The sequence below is a fragment of the Symbiopectobacterium sp. Eva_TO genome (assembly GCF_053848865.1).
This window is the reverse complement of record NZ_JBSPEY010000004.1, coordinates 4,142,203-4,159,571: the sequence shown is the minus strand read 5'-3', so window position 1 is coordinate 4,159,571 and position 17,369 is coordinate 4,142,203. Positions and strand designations below refer to the sequence as shown.

The following is a 17,369-nucleotide window of genomic DNA, read 5'->3' as shown; positions in this document are numbered from 1 at the left end:
TACGGCGGTTTCGTGGGGTGAAAACAGCATAAAGTGTCTGGATGTTTACGGATAACAACGCTATTTTGTCAGGGGTATAAATTAATTTATGGGTAAGCTATGTCATTGTTGCGTCTACGCACTTTCATAGAGGTGTACCGGCAACGCTCGATTTCGGGGGCTGCACGGGTGTTGAACCTGACTCAGCCTGCGGTCTCTCAGCACATCATCGGCCTTGAGGTAGCTATCGGAAGGCTCCTGTTTGAGCTCCAACCGCAGGGGGTTAAACCCATATCGTTATACACATCTTTTGGCCATTTTTTGAACAGGATGCTCAGAACCCCGTGAATTAAGGCATTCAAGCCATCCCATTGGCTTTTTGAGGTTCAAAATGCCACTCTGAGATAAACCCGTAACTCATTGATTAAACAGTGCGTTAGAAAGATGTGTATAACGATATGGCTTAAATCTATCCGGCGTCTTTATGGCCAAGGATGCCCGCGCCACGATGAGTTTCGCACCTGATATTCCTAAAAAGGCCATCGGCTTCATTGAGCCATTTTCATTTTTTGGTTTTATATCAGGCCGTCAGGCCGTTCATGTCATCAATAATCAGTCTTCGCAAAACCAGATGGGTAACTTCGTTAAATTGCTGACTGTTAGACCAGCATTACTGTTCAAACACGGTATTTCGTGTCGTTATTGCCCAAGCTATTCGAGCTAATTTATTTGCTAATGCACAGCACACAACGCAAGAATGTTTCCTGCCCAACTGAGACCTTACCCAATCAGCTAATCTCCCTGATTGATGGTCAATTCTTAGGATAAATACCCGCGCACATTGAACAAGCAATCGGCGAAGGTTTTTATCTCCACGCTTGCTAATACCCAGCCGAGTATTCTTCCCTCCAGTACTGTATTGGCGGGGTACAAGACCGGTGGAAGCGGCAAAATTACGACTGTTTTCATATTGTTTGCCATCGCCTAACTGTGATGACAAAACGCTGGCTGTTATCGGTCCAACACCAGGGATGGTCATTAAATGCTGGCCAGTTTCATCTAGAGAGAGTGCCTGCCCAAGTTCTCTTTCGAGCTCTGCTATCTGCCCAACCAAATATTGGTAATGATCGTGTAATCGAAGCAGCAACTGTGCCAGATAAGGTGGCAAGTCATTATCAGCCAGAACAGCTGAAAGCCTTTTGATTACCGCAATACCTTTCGGCATGCTGATACCAAACTCCAGTAAAAAAGCATGCATTTGGTTAGTCGTTTTAACGTTGTCTCTGACCAACGACTCCCTGACGCGATGCAAGGCTCGCATAGCCTGCTGAGCCTCAGTTCTTGGCTGCACAAACCGCATGGAAGGGCGTGATCCGGCTTCGCATATTGCTTCGGCATCAACGAAATCGTTCTTGTTGCTCTTGGCAAAAGGGCGGACAAACTGCGGAGAGATCAACTTTACTTCATGCCCCAGCTCACTGATCCGACGAGCCATAAAATGGGCACCGGCGCAGGCTTCCATTACAACGGTAGTAGGTGTACACGTAGCCAGAAACTCGATGAGTTTGGTGCGGGTAAACTTTTTCCGCAGTAATGCCTTGCTGTAGTGGTCAACTAATATTGGCCACCGCATTAGACTGTATGTAGAACAGTCGCTCAGATTCGTTTGGAGTTAAGCCGCCGTTATACCAGTGAGGCCGGATAGCGCTGTAATACCCCGTGATGTAGCGGATAATCGCGTCCTGGGCTTCGCTGAAGCTGTTGTAACCCTTTGTCGGCACCCATTCTGTCTTCAGGCTGCGGAAGAACCGCTCCATTGGCGCATTATCCCAGCAGTTACCCCGCCGACTCATACTCTGCTTTATCCGGCAGCGCCACAGGGCTTGCCGGTATTGACGGCTGGTATAGTGGCTGCCCTGGTCGCTGTGGAACATGACTCCTGTTGGTTGTCCCCGGAGTTCCCAGGCCATCTGCAACGCTTTAACTGTCAGCGCCGAGTCCGGCGGCGTCGACATGGCCCAGCCCACCGGTTTGCGGGCGAACAGGTCTAGCACCACCGCAAGGTAAGCCCAGCATTTGCCCGTCCAGATGTAGGTCACATCGCCGCACCAGACCTGATCCGGCGCGGTAACCGCGAACTGGCGGTTGAGATAGTTCGGTATTTCAACGTGTTCATTGCCGCCGCGTTTGTATTTGTGAGCCGGTCGCTGGCAGCTGGCGATACCCAGCTCCTTCATCAGCTTGCCAGCCAGCCAGCGCCCCATTTTGACACCAGAGCTGCCGGTGACGATGGTCGCGATACTTCGAGCGCCGGCAGAGCCGCCGCTGGCGTTCCAGGCTTCCATGACGCGACTACACTTAACCACGCGCTCACCGTCGGGTTCATTAGCGGAAGCCTGCCAGTGCCTGTAGCTGCTGCGATGTACCTCAAAAGTTTGGCACAACGCCGTGACCGGGTATCGCGCCCTCAGCCTGTCGACTACCGTGAACCGTTGAGTGAGTCCGATATTAAGAGCGCCGTAGCCTTTTTTAGGATTTCGTTCTCCATTTCAAGGCATTGGACTTTTTTCTTCATCTCACGCAGCTCGAGCTGTTCAGGGGTAAGAGGAAGTCCCGTTGGCGTTTTTCCCTGTCGTTCAAGGCGAAGCTTATTGACCCAGCGACTAATGGCAGAATGGCTGACATTAACCGCCTCTGCGGCCTTAACGTATGTGTAGCCGTGGTCGACAACCAGCTTTGCGGCTTCGAGCTTAAATTCCGCCGTAAAATGTTTACCCATGAGGTCACCTGTCGTGTTGATGAGGTGAGCATATCACCTCCGCTCAGGTGGCCAGTATCAGTGTGCCACTACATGCCTGATTTATCCTGACAATGAATGTGAAAAGAATGTTTGCCGAGATCGATACCAATAAGCGTGACGTTTTGCATGATGGCCTTCTCCATAAAGAAACACCCTGTCAGCGTACCGCTCACAGGGTGGGGGTGACCATCTCATTAGGCCAAACACGCGTTTCATCATCAGGACTGTGGTGATGGCCATATCTGAGTAGTGGAGCGGTCGTCCACGCCGTTCAGTAGTCGTTTTTTCCGTCCATGCAGCAATGACTGATTCATCTAGCCATACGGTTAGAGAACCGCGCTGCTTGAGGGCCTTGTTATAGGACACCTCGTTATACACAAGTCCGCAACGCCTTATATGCCAAGGGTTAGCGGGCTGAAATAGGCAGCCAGTGGGGTTGTAAATGAAGTGAAACCGACGTGTACTATCGCCATTTACGGCGCTGAAAAATGACACGGGATTCAGATGGCTGGGCACACCAAGAACTGGAAGGGGTAAATCTTGGTGACACGAGGCTCAATAAGCGTGCCAAAGGGCTTTTGATACGGCTGGCTGAGAATCCGCAAGCCAGCATTCCGCATGCGTGCCTCGGATGGTCTGAGACGCTGGGTGCTTACCGCTTCATGGAGAACCAAGCATTCGAATGGCGAGACATTCTGCAACCTCACTGGCAGCGTACGCAGGAAAGGATCCGAGAACACGAGGTTGTGCTGTGTATCCAAGACACTACCGAGCTTGACTTCAACGGGCAGCAAATCCAAGGCTTGGGTCCCTTGAACTACGAAGCCAGGCGTGGTCTGTATCTGCATCCGACCTACGCGGTCAGTCCGGATCGCGTGGGGTTGGGCGTACTGGATGCGTGGATGTGGGCAAGAGAGCCGAAGGATGCAGACGGAAAACGCGATGGGATCAAGGAGAGTACGCGCTGGCTCGAGGGATACGAGCGAGTTGCTGAACTCGCCTCGGAGTTGCCAAACACACGTCTGGTGTACTTAGCCGATCGCGAAGCGGATATCAAGGCGTTGATGCAGCTCGCTGATGACCTTGGCACTCCGGCTGACTGGTTGATCCGCTCGACTCATAATCGCAGTCTGGACTGTAATGAGAAGCTTTGGCAGAAGGTTGGAAAGACCGTGCCGGTGGGAGAAATCCAATTCGTTATGGCGGCTCGCGCGGGGCAGAAGGCGCGTACGGTGAAACAGGCGCTGCGCGTGAAGCGAGTGTCGCTGCGTTGCGGGTTGGCAGTGACTTGTGTGATAGCCAAGGAAATTGAGCCGCCAGCAGGCGTGAAGCCGGTCGAGTGGCGGTTGCTGAGCAATCGCGTACCTGAAGGACGAGAAGATATCGTGGAGCTGATCGACTGGTATCGGGCTAGATGGGAAATCGAGATGTTCTTCAATGTGCTGAAGAACGGCTGCTGTGTCGAAGCGTTACAGTTATCGACCGTGGATCGCATTGAGCGGGCATTGGCGCTGTTCATGATCGTGGCATGGCGCATCGCCTATTTAATGCGTATGGGACGAACCTGTCCAGAGCTAGACGCAATGTTGTTCTTTGATTCCGACGAGACTCATGGCGCTTACCTACTGATGAACAAGCGTATGCCCAAGGGCCGCCCTAAGCTAAACGAAGTATTGCGCTTAGTTGCGCAACTCGGAGGCTTTCTTGCTCGAAAAGGCGACGGTGAACCAGGCGCAAAAACTATCTGGAAAGGCTTGCAGAAAGTCATGACGGCCGCCGAAACGCTACGCGCGCTCAGGCACGAACAGAGATGTGTATAACGAGGTGGGTTAAACCGACTGTGGTCGCTGACGATCTGGCGGCGGATATCTGCAATAAACTGGATGATGCTGAATCCGCACTTGCCTCAGCAAGGGCAAGATCCATGGATGTTGCGGGAACGCTACAGATCATTGGTCATTCTGACTTTATGGCAGAGAAATTGGCGGGGGAACTAACTGCTGCCATTACTGGAAAGTGGTATTCGCGTGCATTTGCATGCCGGAGATGGTCCGATGGTTTCCCAGATGGTGATAGAAGGGCACTGCGATTTGGGTATCACGGCGCATCCGGTCACCGATACGCGATTAAAGGGGGATGTCATATTTAGCGATCGCGTGATCGCGATTGCATCGCCAGCCCTTGCCGAACGCCTGAATGACAGTGAACATTTTGGCCGGGATTTATTGAATGAGCCGCTGCTGGCTTACAATCTTGAGCTTTCACTGGTCGAACACTGGTTGGGCAAAAACCGGATAAAATTCAGCTCGTTGCTTCCTGCAATGGTCGGTCAGGATTTACGCGGTCAGAGAAGTCTGTTGTGTAAAGGATTTGGCTGGACGGTCATGCCGGAATTTTTGTGCCGTGAGCATCTTGATGAAGGTAAGCTTGCCCATCTTAAAGCACCAGTGGCAGACACGGAAATTCGTTACAATCTGGTGTGGCTGCCGAGTGCGTTACGCCAGCCGCGTCTGGCACACACCCGACAGATTCTGCTGCACCGACTGGGCAACCCGGCTTAAAAGGATAGCCGGCGAGGTAAAGGCGCTGCGCACATTATTGAAGGGCGATGAGCGAGAAAAACTCAGCATCGCCCTTGGTTTATGTGTTGTGCTACACTACTCATTGCCCCATTGATTCAAAAACGTCGCTATCTCATCAATACGCTGCTCGTTGATATGGGCCTCACGCGCCATTTCGTGCTGAGCTTGCTCACTGATCTCTTCATTATTCATTAAGCGAGTGATCAGCAATTGGAAATAGTGCGCCAGAGCGTCACGCTCTGACTCATTCACCAACGTGGCGGCTTCCGTCGAATACTCATCTACAATATCATAATATTTAAGGGGTATTTCATTGTTCATACGTTGTCCCCACGGGGTAAGGTGTTTGTCCGTACCACCAACATTGTCTAGTCAGGTGGTGAAACGCAGTAAAACCACAACAACCTACTGCGTCAGTTACCACATTAAATCATCGGGCACTTTAAAGTTGGCGTAAGGATCTTCTTCATCTTGCGCCTCCTGACTCAGCGCACTGTGTAAAACAATACTGCTCGCATCGCGCTGCGCAATTTTTTCGGCCACGCTAGCGGGGATAATTGCGTATTGGCTCTCACCCTTGTTATCAATAACCAGACGCGCGATGGCGAGACGACCATTAATCAACTGAGTTTGCGTCAGCTTATCTACAACCAACTTTTTGATCACATTGTTATCCGTGAAGTTAAAACCAATATCACCTTTTGCAATGTCGATTTTGTTCATCTCAATCAGTTGTTTCACCTGCGCTTTATACTCTTTAGATAACACAGCCTGTTTCTGTTGTTCGCTGAGCTGTTTATCGCGTTCAAGATGATTTTTTTTATTTTCCTCTACCGCGGCTCTGGCTTCATGCGCCTGAACGCGTGATTTTTTGGCCGTTCTTTCAACTTTGGCCATTTTTTTGCTGGTCACTAATCCCGCTTTCAGCATCTGCTCTTGTAAGGTGAGTTTTGTCATCGTCGTTTCGAAACCGTAGAAAAATTTGTGGGATTATACCTGTAATCGCCGAGGCTGTAACCGGGCGCAAAGCCCGATCGCTACGGCGTTTGAATCTGGTGGGCGCCATCAGGGACGCAGTGAACACGGCAGCGAAATGGCTTCACACCTTGAGCAGTTTCACCGTGGCCTCAATGTCTATTTGGTAATGACTCCAATTAGTAGAACATGTGTTTTTCGATGAAGGCTCCGATGACTTTTTCGTGGATCTCGACGGAGCGCGAGAAGCAAATCGTTTTACGCGCCAGTCGTTTAATTGTAGTGGTCAACTAATATTGGCCACCGCATTAGACTGTATGTAGAACAGTCGCTCAGATTCGTTTGGAGTTAAGCCGCCGTTATACCAGTGAGGCCGGATAGCGCTGTAATACCCCGTGATGTAGCGGATAATCGCGTCCTGGGCTTCGCTGAAGCTGTTGTAACCCTTTGTCGGCACCCATTCTGTCTTCAGGCTGCGGAAGAACCGCTCCATTGGCGCATTATCCCAGCAGTTACCCCGCCGACTCATACTCTGCTTTATCCGGCAGCGCCACAGGGCTTGCCGGTATTGACGGCTGGTATAGTGGCTGCCCTGGTCGCTGTGGAACATGACTCCTGTTGGTTGTCCCCGGAGTTCCCAGGCCATCTGCAACGCTTTAACTGTCAGCGCCGAGTCCGGCGACGTCGACATGGCCCAGCCCACCGGTTTGCGGGCGAACAGGTCTAGCACCACCGCAAGGTAAGCCCAGCATTTGCCCGTCCAGATGTCATATCGTTATACACATCTTTTGGCCATTTTTTGAACAGGATGCTCAGAACCCCGTGAATTAAGGCATTCAAGCCATCCCATTGGCTTTTTGAGGTTCAAAATGCCACTCTGAGATAAACCCGTAACTCATTGATTAAACAGTGCGTTAGAACGATGTGTATAACGATATGGTCCAGATGTAGGTCACATCGCCGCACCAGACCTGATCCGGCGCGGTAACCGCGAACTGGCGGTTGAGATAGTTCGGTATTTCAACGTGTTCATTGCCGCCGCGTTTGTATTTGTGAGCCGGTCGCTGGCAGCTGGCGATACCCAGCTCCTTCATCAGCTTGCCAGCCAGCCAGCGCCCCATTTTGACACCAGAGCTGCCGGTGACGATGGTCGCGATACTTCGAGCGCCGGCAGAGCCGCCGCTGGCGTTCCAGGCTTCCATGACGCGGCTACACTTAACCACGCGCTCACCGTCGGGTTCATTAGCGGAAGCCTGCCAGTGCCTGTAGCTGCTGCGATGTACCTCAAAAGTTTGGCACAACGCCGTGACCGGGTATCGCGCCCTCAGCCTGTCGACTACCGTGAACCGTTGAGTGAGTCCGACATTAAGAGCGCCGTAGCCTTTTTTAGGATTTCGTTCTCCATTTCAAGGCATTGGACTTTTTTCTTCATCTCACGCAGCTCGAGCTGTTCAGGGGTAAGAGGAAGTCCCGTTGGCGTTTTTCCCTGTCGTTCAAGGCGAAGCTTATTGACCCAGCGACTAATGGCAGAATGGCTGACATTAACCGCCTCTGCGGCCTTAACGTATGTGTAGCCGTGGTCGACAACCAGCTTTGCGGCTTCGAGCTTAAATTCCGCCGTAAAATGTTTACCCATGAGGTCACCTGTCGTGTTGATGAGGTGAGCATATCACCTCCGATCAGGTGGCCAGTATCAGTGTGCCACTACAGTCGTAACGTGTCGCAATGCGACGGTATTCTTTCAGACGGCCAAAGCACCGCTCAACAACGTTCCGATTGCGGTAGGCGTCACGATCGAGCTTTGAACGACCATCCACCGCCATTTTTTCAGTGGATTTTCGGGGGATGACAGTTTTTATACCTCTGTTTTTCAGCTCGTTACGTAATACATGCCCGAAGTACGCCTTGTCAGCGAGTACCGCATGACCACGGCGTTTCATACTGCCGTTCTGGCGTTGAACACCAATACCGTCCAAAAGACGTAGTGCAAACTGACTTTCATGAGCCTGACCGGGGCTCAACACGATGTTTAACGGAAGACCACTTCCGTCTGTAGCCAGATGGATTTTGGTGCCAAAACCACCTCGAGAGCGACCCAGCCCATTATCTCCGGTGATATCGGGATGTTTTTTTGAGCACCGGCAGCACATTTCAGCGCCCTGATATTGCTACCATCAAGCGCAGTCGCTGACCAGTCCACGAGGCCATGGGCATCAAGTGATGAAAGTAACTTATTGAAAATAATGTTAATGACTCCCGATTTTGACCATCGGTTAAAGCGGTTATAAACGGTTTTCCATGGGCCGTATCGCTCAGGTAAATCACGCCATGGGGCACCAGAGCACACCCCCAGAACATGCCATTGATAATCATGCGATGCTCAGCCCATGGGCGTCCGGCCTGTGGTGTTGCTGGTTCAGCAGGGAGTAAGGGCTGGATGATAGCCGATGCTTCATCGGGAAGGTCGTAGCGAGCAATAGTTCAAAATGATGTAGAAAAAAAAGTTATTATAACTCATGGGATTAAGGGACACAGCCTAATGCAGCGGGCAATGTCCTGTGCTGCCGTGCGGGGCGCATAGTAGCGAGTGAACGTGGTGCTGGCAAGACGCAAATGCAACATTTATGCGGTTGAACCGCACGACTGCTGCGCTTGTGTTCACTTTGCATTTTTTTCACCCAACGCTGGTGGCGTGCTCCCCCTTGCGTTGGGTGATATCAGGGCTAGCGCGCCGCGCGCGCCAGAATATCGCCGGGCGGTTGGCGTTGCAGATAACGGATACGTAGCACCATCATGATGGCGGCAGCAGTGAGTCCGATGATAAAGCCACACCAGAAACCGGCAGGGCCCATGCGCGGCACCCAATAATCGGTCATTGCCAGCAGATAACCGCTGGGTAAACCGAGTATCCAGTAGGAGACGAAGGTGATGTAGAAAATGGAACGCGTATCTTTATAGCCACGTAATACGCCGTTACCGATAGCCTGCACCGCGTCTGAAATCTGATAAATCGCGGCCAGAAGCATCAACTGCGCCGCCATAGCGACCACTTCAGGGTTTTTGTTATACAACAAGGCGATCTGCTCACGCAGCCATGCGGTGAAAATGGCGGTACAACAGGCCAGCATCACGCCGGTCGCGATGCCGGTGTAGGCCGCAACACGCGCATCTTCCACGGAACCTTCCCCCAGCCGGTGACCAACACGGATCGTCGAGGCAATGCCGATAGACAACGGCAGCACGAACATCAGAGAACTGAAGTTCAGTGCTATCTGATGCCCGGCAACGTCAATGACGCCGAGCGGCAGGATCAGCAGGGCGACGATGGCAAATAGAGATATTTCGAACAGCAGGGCGAGCGCAATGGGCAAACCAAGCGAAAACAGACGCCGCATGGCGGAGAAATCAATCTGCCAGCGCTGCCACTTGATATCGCGCAGCCAGCGTGCGTGCATACTGTAAAACGCCATCATCAGCACCATGATCCAATAGGTAGAGGCTGTCGCGACGCCGCAACCCACACCGCCCAGTTCGGGCATGCCAAATTTGCCGTAGATAAAGATGTAGTTCAGCGGAATATTGATCAGCACGCCAATAAAGCCAATCACCATGCCCGGCTTGGTTTTAGATAACCCCTCACACTGGCAGCGCAGCACCTGATAGAACAGATAGCCCGGTACTCCCAGCAGCATCACGTGCAGATAGCCGATGGCAACATTCGCGAGCTCTGGTGAGTCGGTATGCATCATGGCAATAACATGCTTGCCGTTATACAGCACTATCATGGTGATAACCGCAACGATCGCGGCCAAAATAAACGCCTGCTGAACCTGATGGGCGATGCGCGGGCGTCGGCCAGAGCCGTTGAGTTGGGCTACCACGGGTGTGAGCGCCATTAATAAACCATGTCCAAACAGGATGACCGGTAACCACACGGAGGTACCGACTGCAACCGCTGCCATATCGATGGCGCTATAAGCACCCGCAATAATGGTGTCAACGACACCCATGGACGTTTGGGAAACCTGCGCAATAATGACAGGAACCGCGAGCGTTAACAGGCTCCGCGCCTCTGACAAATATTTCTGCACGCAAACACCTTCCTTGAATTGTTAAAACGAAAAACTGACGTCGATACCCCCTCGCTTTCTGTTATACGGCAGCACGGCGAGGTGGCGCGTTGCTTTTCCAGCAGGGGGTGTAAACAACCGCAAGCGAGATAACGAGCACAAATGGCTTTCGAAGCCATCCATCTGAGATGGAAAATCAATCGATGACAGAACGTTGTTCTAGGCTGTGTCCCTTAATTACATAACCTCTGGTAAAACAGGCGGATGCAGCCCAGTTTCAACATTGCCAGATAATTCCTCGCCGTTTTGTCGTAACGTGTCGCAATGCGACGGTATTCTTTCAGACGACCAAAGCACCGCTCAACAGCGTTCCGATTGCGGTAGGCGTCACGATCGAGCTTTGAACGACCATCCACCGCCATTTTTTCAGTGGATTTTCGTGGGATGACAGTTTTTATACCTCTGTTTTTCAGCTCGTTACGTAATACATGCCCGGAGTACGCCTTGTCAGCGAGTACCGCATGACCACGGCGTTTCATACTGCCGTTCTGGCGTTGAACACCAATACCGTCCAAAAGACGTAGTGCAAACTGACTTTCATGAGCCTGACCGGGGCTCAACACGATGTTTAACGGAAGACCACTTCCGTCTGTAGCCATATGGATTTTGGTGCCAAAACCACCTCGAGAGCGACCCAGCCCATTATCTCCGGTGATATCGGGATGTTTTTTTGAGCACCGGCAGCACATTTCAGCGCCCTGATATTGCTACCATCCAGCGCAGTCGCTGACCAGTCCACGAGGTCATGGGCATCAAGTGATGAAAGTAACTTATTGAAAATAATGTTAATGACTCCCGATTTTGACCATCGGTTAAAGCGGTTATAAACGGTTTTCCATGGGCCGTATCGCTCAGGTAAATCACGCCATGGGGCACCAGAGCACAGCCCCCAGAACCATATCGTTATACACATCTTTCTAACGCACTGTTTAATCAATGAGTTACGGGTTTATCTCAGAGTGGCATTTTGAACCTCAAAAAGCCAATGGGATGGCTTGAATGCCTTAATTCACGGGGTTCTGAGCATCCTGTTCAAAAAATGGCCAAAAGATGTGTATAACGATATGCCCCAGAACATGCCATTGATAATCATGCGATGCTCAGCCCATGGGCGTCTGGCCTGTGGTGTTGCTGGTTCAGCAGGGAGTAAGGGCTGGATGATAGCCCATGCTTCATCGGGAAGGTCATAGCGAGCCATAGTTCAAAATGATCTAGAAACAAACAGTTAGTATAACTCATGGGATTAAGTGACACAGCCTAGTGTAGCGGCTTGGCATAAGTAAACCAACTTCTTCGTAAGATATTGTGTCAATGAAGAGGTTCTGTTGTCTTATCGGATTTGTCAGGTTACAAAGGCGGGAATGCGTTTGGTTTTCCAGTCGTTATGAGGCAAACTGCAAAATGATTTGTCAGCCTTTATTCCCTTGCAGCGTGCCACGGTAGCGTAGGGGGAGAGACTGGCACAGTAGCATTCAGTTATTTCACTGATTTATTATGAGGCAAGCGTATGTTTACCGGTATTGTTCAAGGCACCGCGCCGGTGGTGTCCATCGATGAAAAAACGAACTTCCGCACGCATGTGGTAAAACTTACTCCCGAATTAATGACCGGCCTGGTGACAGGTGCCTCGATTGCCAATAACGGCTGCTGCCTGACGGTGACGGCAATTGATGGCGATCGGGTCAGTTTTGATTTAATGAAAGAGACGCTGCGTCTGACCAACCTGGGCGATATCACGCCGGGCGATCTGGTTAATATTGAACGTGCCGCAAAATACGGCGATGAGATTGGCGGGCATGTTATGTCCGGGCACATTATGTGCACAGCCGAAGTGGTTAAAATTCTTACCTCGGAAAACAACCACCAGATTTGGTTCCGACTCTCCGATGAATCGCAGATGAAATATGTGCTGCACAAAGGTTTTATCGGGATTGATGGCATCAGTCTCACGGTGGGTGAGGTGACTCGCAGCCGTTTCTGCGTGCATTTGATTCCCGAAACGCTGCAACGCACCACGCTCGGCCAGAAGCTATTGGGGAACCGGATCAATATCGAAATCGACCCGCAAACTCAGGCCGTGATCGACACTGTTGAACGTGTGCTGGCACAGCGTCAGGCACAAGAGGCCGCAACGGCAAATGCCGCGCAGAGCGCCTGAAGCCTGCGCTGAAAAGGCGATAAAAAATGCCGTACACCCTTGGCTGTACGGCGTTAAGCTGACCGAAATCAGCGCGCTACGCGCACGCCACCTTCAATCACCTCGTTATACACATCTCTGTTCGTGCCTGAGCGCGCGTAGCGTTTCGGCGGCCGTCATGACTTTCTGCAAGCCTTTCCAGATAGTTTTTGCGCCTGGTTCACCGTCGCCTTTTCGAGCAAGAAAGCCTCCCAGTTGCGCAACTAAGCGCAATACTTCGTTTAGCTTAGGGCGGCCCTTGGGCATACGCTTGTTCATCAGTAGGTAAGCGCCATGAGTCTCGTCGGAATCAAAGAACAACATTGCGTCCAGCTCTGGACAGGTTCGTCCCATACGCATTAAATAGGCGATGCGCCATGCCACGATCATGAACAGCGCCAATGCCCGCTCAATGCGATCCACGGTCGATAACTGTAACGCTTCGACACAGCAGCCGTTCTTCAGCACATTGAAGAACATCTCGATTTCCCATCTAGCCCGATACCAGTCGATCAGCTCCACGATATCTTCTCGTCCTTCAGGTACGCGATTGCTCAGCAACCGCCACTCGACCGGCTTCACGCCTGCTGGCGGCTCAATTTCCTTGGCTATCACACAAGTCACTGCCAACCCGCAACGCAGCGACACTCGCTTCACGCGCAGCGCCTGTTTCACCGTACGCGCCTTCTGCCCCGCGCGAGCCGCCATAACGAATTGGATTTCTCCCACCGGCACGGTCTTTCCAACCTTCTGCCAAAGCTTCTCATTACAGTCCAGACTGCGATTATGAGTCGAGCGGATCAACCAGTCAGCCGGAGTGCCAAGGTCATCAGCGAGCTGCATCAACGCCTTGATATCCGCTTCGCGATCGGCTAAGTACACCAGACGTGTGTTTGGCAACTCCGAGGCGAGTTCAGCAACTCGCTCGTATCCCTCGAGCCAGCGCGTACTCTCCTTGAGCCCATCGCGTTTTCCGTCTGCATCCTTCGGCTCTCTTGCCCACATTCACGCATCCAGTACGCCCAACCCCACGCGATCCGGACTGACCGCGTAGGTCGGATGCAGGTACAGACCACGCCTGGCTTCGTAGTTCAAGGGACCCAAGCCTTGGATTTGCTGCCCGTTGAAGTCAAGCTCGGTAGTGTCTTGGATACACAGCACAACCTCGTGTTCTCGGATCCTTTCCTGCGTACGCTGCCAGTGAGGTTGCAGAATGTCTCGCCATTCGAATGCTTGGTTCTCCATGAAGCGGTAAGCACCCAGCGTCTCAGACCATCCGAGGCACGCATGCGGAATGCTGGCTTGCGGATTCTCAGCCAGCCGTATCAAAAGCCCTTTGGCACGCTTATTGAGCCTCGTGTCACCAAGATTTACCCCTTCCAGTTCTTGGTGTGCCCAGCCATCTGAATCCCGTGTCATTTTTCAGCGCCGTAAATGGCGATAGTACACGTCGGTTTCACTTCATTTACAACCCCACCGGCTGCCTATTTCAGCCCGCTAACCCTTGGCATATAAGGCGTTGCGGACTTGTGTATAACGAGGTATCTTTTGGCTGGTGGATCGTGGTTAAGGCTGGCGTGAAATAACGTGCATGGCGAACATTATCGTAGCCAATCACGGAAATATCTTGCGGTACGCGTAGTCCGAGCTCATCTGCCGCGCAGATGGCGCCCATGGCCATGATGTCACCGCCGCAGAAAATAGCGGTCGGGCGCTGTTTCTGCGCTAAAATCTGGTGCATGGCTTTATAACCGGATTCCGGCTCGAAATCGCCCTGAACAATCCATTCATCGCGAACGGTGATATCCGCTTCCTGCAAGGCTTTGAGAAAACCCAGATAACGCCCGCTGCCCGTGTTGCGTTCCTGAATACCGGGAATGGCACCGATGTCGCGGTGGCCGCGTTCAATCAGGTAACGCCCAGCCAGATATCCCCCTTCAAAGGCGTTATCAATGATGGTGTCAGTGAAATCGCTGTGTGCCTGACCCCAATCCATCACCACCATGGGAATGCTGCGGTAATCGGCCAACATGCTCAGCAGTTCAGGCGGATATTCCGCACACATTACCAACAGACCATCAACCCGTTTTTGCGCCAGCATGGAAAGATAGGCCCGCTGTTTTTCCAGGTTATTATGCGAGTTACACAGAATCAGGGTATAGCCTTTTGCATAACAACTGTTTTCAATCGCTTCGATAATTTCCGCAAAGTAGGGTGCTTCGCTCGAGGTAGCGAGCAGACCAATGGATTTGGTGTGGTTTACCTTTAAGCTCCGAGCCACTGCGCTCGGGGAGTAGTGTAATTCCTTGATGGCTTCCCGCACGGCCGTTTTGGTCTCTTCGGCGACGAAACGTGTTTTATTGATGACGTGAGAGACGGTTGTTGTTGAAACGCCAGCACGCTTTGCCACATCTTTGATCGTTGCCATCTAAACATGACTCCTGAACCTACTTGTTACGGCAGTATATAGTTTGTTAATCGTTTGCTTTTGCGTAATGTTCTCTTTCCGATGGTATAAACAGGATATCAGAAGGAGACTGCCGAAATACTTTGTACCTAAAGGGGACGAATTGATCCCATCGAAGATGACGTGTTCGGACACCGACGCAGCGCACGGTAAACTGCGAATTTTGGCTGATTTGCCGCGAAAGTGAAAGGGATAATTGATTTAATTAGTGCAGCCGGGATCGGAGATTTTCCCTATAAAATGTGTAACAATGCTTTTTTGGCGTCATTGTGCTGCGGGTAGTGGTGTGCAAGAAAGAACGGGGCATCCAGTGCGGCGGCAATTTTCACGTGTTTCTGTGTTTCAAGGAGATAGAATGAATACTGATTTGAAAATGTCATTACTGACCACGGTTGGAGCGTTAGTCATGATCATGGTATTTAGCTGTATTAGCTCAGACCTGATCTGACAGTTACCGGTTATTTATACAGGTGTCTGTCAGATTAAATCTGGTTCAGATTTTTTTCTGCTCAGACTCGTTTACCATCAAGTAACGTGGCCATTGGCGTACGCCCGCAGCACATTTTACCCTGATGAGTTCGCTCATTATTGTAATGCCACAACCAGTTGTCCAGATCCTTTTGTAGACTTTCTAGGTCCTCGTATAACGTCTTACGGAACGCAACCTGATAAAAATCCTGCAAAATAGTTTTATGGAAGCGCTCGCAGATACCGTTTGTCTGCGGAGACATCGCTTTCGTTTTCGTATGGTCTATATCGTTGATAGCCAAGTACAGCTGATAGTCATGTTGTTCCACTTTACCGCAGTACTCCGTCCCCCTGTCCGTCAGTATTCTTAGCATTGGCAGCCCCTGAGCTTCGTAGAACGGCAGCACGCGATCATTGAGCAGGTCGGCGGCAGAGATCGGTGCTTTACTCGTGTAAAGCTTGCAGTGCGCCACTTTCGAGTACGTATCCACGAACGTCTGCTGGTAGATACGGCCAACACCTTTCAGATTACCCACGTAGAAGGTGTCCTGCGACCCCAGATAACCCGGGTGAGCAGTCTCTATTTCACCACAGGCTTCGTCGTCGTGCGCCTTCTTCTCCAGTGCAGCGATTTGAGCATCAGTAAGTACGATGCCTTCTCTGGCAACTTTTTCCTCAAGTGCCTTCAGGCGCTTACGAAAGTTTTCCAGATCGTGTCGTTGCCAGATGGAGCGCACACCGCTGCCAGAAATGAAGACGCCTTTTTTACGCAGCTGATTACTGGTCCGGTGCTGGCCATGAGCCGGGAACTCAATGGCGTAATCAACAACCGCACGTTCAGTGGCTTCATCAGCACGGTTTTTCAGGTTGGGAACCCGGCGGTTTTGGTTAACCAGAGCGTCAATGCCGCCTTCTGCCGCCAGTTCCTGATAGCGATAAAACGTGTCGCGTGACACCCCCCATGATTTTACAGGCTTTTGATACGTTACCGAGTTCTTCGGCGAGATTGAGCAGGCCGGCTTTGTGTTTGATGATGGGATTGTTAGTATGAAGCATGAGAGTTACCTCGTGTTTTGTATAAGGATTCGACACCAATATCAAAACCGGTAACTCTCAACCTTTCAAGGTCCAGTGTCAGATCAAGTCGCGACTAATACAACTGATTTTTGACTAATGGTGGGCTTGCTTCAATCTATCCGGCGTCTCTGTGGGCGAGATGCCCGCGCCTCGATGAGTTCCGCGCCTGATGAACCTGAAAAGGCCCTCGGCTTCATTGAGCCATTTTTGTCGTCAGGTTTTTCAGCAGGCCGATATGCCGTTCATGTCATCAATAATCAGTCTTCGCAAAACCAGATAGGTAACTGCTGTTTAATTACTTAATAATCAGTCTGTTGATTTAGTTCTACATAACATCAGGTCTGATATTCATTGTGATTAGTTGTGATTGACCAGGCTATTCGCGCCAGTTTGTTTGCCAGAGCACAGGCGACAATATTTGAATGTTTGTTATCGAGTTGCCCCCGAACCCATTCAGCAAGCCTGCCCTGCTGATATTCAAGTCGCATCATGAACGAGCGGGCACATTGAACCAGAAGTTTGCGTAAATTTTTATCACCTCGTTTGCTTATCCCCAGCAGAGCGGTTTGCCTCCTGTGCTGTATTGTCGCGGTACAAGCCCTGTGGAAGCCGCAAAATCCCTGCTACATGAAAATTGTTTTCCATCGCCGAACTGTGATGAAAGTAAGCTGGCAGTAATCGGACCGACGCCTGGAATTGTCATAATTCGCTGTGT

The 17,369-nt window shown here is 51.3% G+C and carries 9 protein-coding genes and 13 pseudogenes; 6 read left to right on the top strand and 16 right to left on the bottom strand.

What is annotated here, in order from left to right; translation table 11 throughout:
* Positions 1-99 precede the first annotated feature (99 nt).
* Both ACWWJF_RS24405 and ACWWJF_RS24400 read left to right on the top strand, forming a co-directional pair.
* Positions 100-276: pseudogene (locus tag ACWWJF_RS24405) on the top strand (helix-turn-helix domain-containing protein); the annotation flags it as partial.
* A gap of 187 nt (positions 277-463) precedes the next feature.
* Positions 464-703, top strand: coding sequence for a hypothetical protein (locus ACWWJF_RS24400; protein ID WP_455868475.1), 240 nt, complete (start codon positions 464-466; stop codon positions 701-703).
* Here ACWWJF_RS24400 and ACWWJF_RS24395 read toward each other — a convergent pair.
* From ACWWJF_RS24395 to ACWWJF_RS24385, 3 genes and pseudogenes are all read right to left on the bottom strand, one after another.
* Positions 650-1,591: pseudogene (locus tag ACWWJF_RS24395) on the bottom strand (IS110 family RNA-guided transposase); the annotation flags it as partial. The gene ACWWJF_RS24400 and the pseudogene ACWWJF_RS24395 sit on opposite strands and share 54 nt — an antisense overlap.
* A protein-coding gene (locus ACWWJF_RS24390) for an IS3 family transposase (RefSeq protein ID WP_455870793.1) occupies positions 1,590-2,758 on the bottom strand; the annotation gives its coding sequence in 2 pieces (ribosomal slippage) (positions 1,590-2,503 and positions 2,503-2,758; 1,170 coding nt in all). The gene ACWWJF_RS24390 and the pseudogene ACWWJF_RS24395, both read right to left, overlap by 2 nt.
* Positions 2,759-2,974: 216 nt before the next feature.
* Positions 2,975-3,175 (bottom strand): annotated as a pseudogene (locus ACWWJF_RS24385) (transposase); the annotation flags it as partial.
* A gap of 92 nt (positions 3,176-3,267) precedes the next feature.
* Here ACWWJF_RS24385 and ACWWJF_RS24380 point away from each other — a divergent pair.
* Together ACWWJF_RS24380 and ACWWJF_RS24375 are read left to right on the top strand one after the other, a co-directional pair.
* A complete protein-coding gene (locus tag ACWWJF_RS24380) occupies positions 3,268-4,599 on the top strand; it encodes an IS4 family transposase (protein WP_455868936.1) in 1,332 nt (443 codons plus the stop codon).
* 207 nt (positions 4,600-4,806) lie between these two features.
* Positions 4,807-5,340 (top strand): substrate-binding domain-containing protein, encoded by a 534-nt coding sequence (locus ACWWJF_RS24375; RefSeq protein ID WP_455870792.1) that lies wholly within the window; start codon positions 4,807-4,809, stop codon positions 5,338-5,340.
* A 96-nt stretch (positions 5,341-5,436) separates the two neighbouring features.
* On the opposite strand, the gene ACWWJF_RS24370 is transcribed toward ACWWJF_RS24375, so the two are convergent.
* The 9 genes and pseudogenes from ACWWJF_RS24370 to ACWWJF_RS24330 all read right to left on the bottom strand — a co-directional run.
* Positions 5,437-5,682, bottom strand: a complete 246-nt coding sequence (locus tag ACWWJF_RS24370) for a YmjA family protein (RefSeq protein ID WP_196907320.1) — start codon at positions 5,680-5,682, stop codon at positions 5,437-5,439.
* A 96-nt stretch (positions 5,683-5,778) separates the two neighbouring features.
* Positions 5,779-6,318: a DUF2058 domain-containing protein gene (locus ACWWJF_RS24365; RefSeq protein ID WP_455870791.1), complete on the bottom strand. Its 540-nt coding sequence runs from the start codon at positions 6,316-6,318 to the stop codon at positions 5,779-5,781.
* A gap of 197 nt (positions 6,319-6,515) precedes the next feature.
* Positions 6,516-6,626 (bottom strand): annotated as a pseudogene (locus ACWWJF_RS24360) (IS1 family transposase); the annotation flags it as partial.
* Positions 6,623-7,102 (bottom strand): annotated as a pseudogene (locus ACWWJF_RS24355) (IS3 family transposase); the annotation flags it as partial. The pseudogenes ACWWJF_RS24360 and ACWWJF_RS24355, both read right to left, overlap by 4 nt.
* Before the next feature lie 181 nt (positions 7,103-7,283).
* Positions 7,284-7,972, bottom strand: a pseudogene (locus ACWWJF_RS24350) (transposase); the annotation flags it as partial.
* Between the two features lie 43 nt (positions 7,973-8,015).
* A pseudogene (locus tag ACWWJF_RS24345) lies at positions 8,016-8,814 on the bottom strand (IS5 family transposase).
* A gap of 245 nt (positions 8,815-9,059) precedes the next feature.
* Entirely contained in the window at positions 9,060-10,427 is a 1,368-nt protein-coding gene (locus tag ACWWJF_RS24340) for an MATE family efflux transporter (protein WP_455870790.1), read from the bottom strand.
* 212 nt (positions 10,428-10,639) lie between these two features.
* Positions 10,640-11,361, bottom strand: a pseudogene (locus tag ACWWJF_RS24335) (IS5 family transposase); the annotation flags it as partial.
* Between the two features lie 180 nt (positions 11,362-11,541).
* A pseudogene (locus tag ACWWJF_RS24330) lies at positions 11,542-11,664 on the bottom strand (IS5/IS1182 family transposase); the annotation flags it as partial.
* Between the two features lie 309 nt (positions 11,665-11,973).
* Between ACWWJF_RS24330 and ACWWJF_RS24325 the strand changes: the two are divergent.
* Positions 11,974-12,624 (top strand): riboflavin synthase subunit alpha, encoded by a 651-nt coding sequence (locus ACWWJF_RS24325; protein ID WP_455870789.1) that lies wholly within the window; start codon positions 11,974-11,976, stop codon positions 12,622-12,624.
* 105 nt (positions 12,625-12,729) lie between these two features.
* On the opposite strand, the pseudogene ACWWJF_RS24320 reads toward ACWWJF_RS24325, so the two are convergent.
* Both ACWWJF_RS24320 and purR read right to left on the bottom strand, forming a co-directional pair.
* A pseudogene (locus ACWWJF_RS24320) lies at positions 12,730-14,061 on the bottom strand (IS4 family transposase).
* 121 nt (positions 14,062-14,182) lie between these two features.
* A pseudogene (gene purR / locus ACWWJF_RS24315) lies at positions 14,183-15,070 on the bottom strand (HTH-type transcriptional repressor PurR); the annotation flags it as partial.
* Positions 15,071-15,359: 289 nt separating this feature from the next.
* On the opposite strand from purR, the gene cydH reads away from it, so the two are divergent.
* The gene (gene cydH, locus ACWWJF_RS24310; protein WP_455870788.1) at positions 15,360-15,557 is read left to right on the top strand and encodes a cytochrome bd-I oxidase subunit CydH; all 198 of its coding nucleotides are present in this window, start codon (positions 15,360-15,362) and stop codon (positions 15,555-15,557) included.
* A 61-nt stretch (positions 15,558-15,618) separates the two neighbouring features.
* Here the strand turns inward: cydH and ACWWJF_RS24305 are convergent.
* Together ACWWJF_RS24305 and ACWWJF_RS24300 are read right to left on the bottom strand one after the other, a co-directional pair.
* Positions 15,619-16,633 (bottom strand): annotated as a pseudogene (locus ACWWJF_RS24305) (IS481 family transposase).
* Positions 16,634-16,989: 356 nt separating this feature from the next.
* Positions 16,990-17,366 (bottom strand): annotated as a pseudogene (locus tag ACWWJF_RS24300) (transposase); the annotation flags it as partial.
* Between the last annotated feature and the right edge of the window lie 3 nt (positions 17,367-17,369).

Bases quoted from the DNA above. Each gene is read 5' to 3' on its own strand.
- ACWWJF_RS24380 (WP_455868936.1), top strand. From the start codon at position 3,268: ATGACACGGGATTCAGATGGCTGGGCACACCAAGAACTGGAAGGGGTA.
- ACWWJF_RS24370 (WP_196907320.1), bottom strand. From the start codon at position 5,682: ATGAACAATGAAATACCCCTTAAATATTATGATATTGTAGATGAGTAT.
- ACWWJF_RS24400 (WP_455868475.1), top strand. From the start codon at position 464: ATGGCCAAGGATGCCCGCGCCACGATGAGTTTCGCACCTGATATTCCT.
- ACWWJF_RS24365 (WP_455870791.1), bottom strand. From the start codon at position 6,318: ATGACAAAACTCACCTTACAAGAGCAGATGCTGAAAGCGGGATTAGTG.
- ACWWJF_RS24325 (WP_455870789.1), top strand. From the start codon at position 11,974: ATGTTTACCGGTATTGTTCAAGGCACCGCGCCGGTGGTGTCCATCGAT.
- cydH (WP_455870788.1), top strand. From the start codon at position 15,360: ATGCTTTTTTGGCGTCATTGTGCTGCGGGTAGTGGTGTGCAAGAAAGA.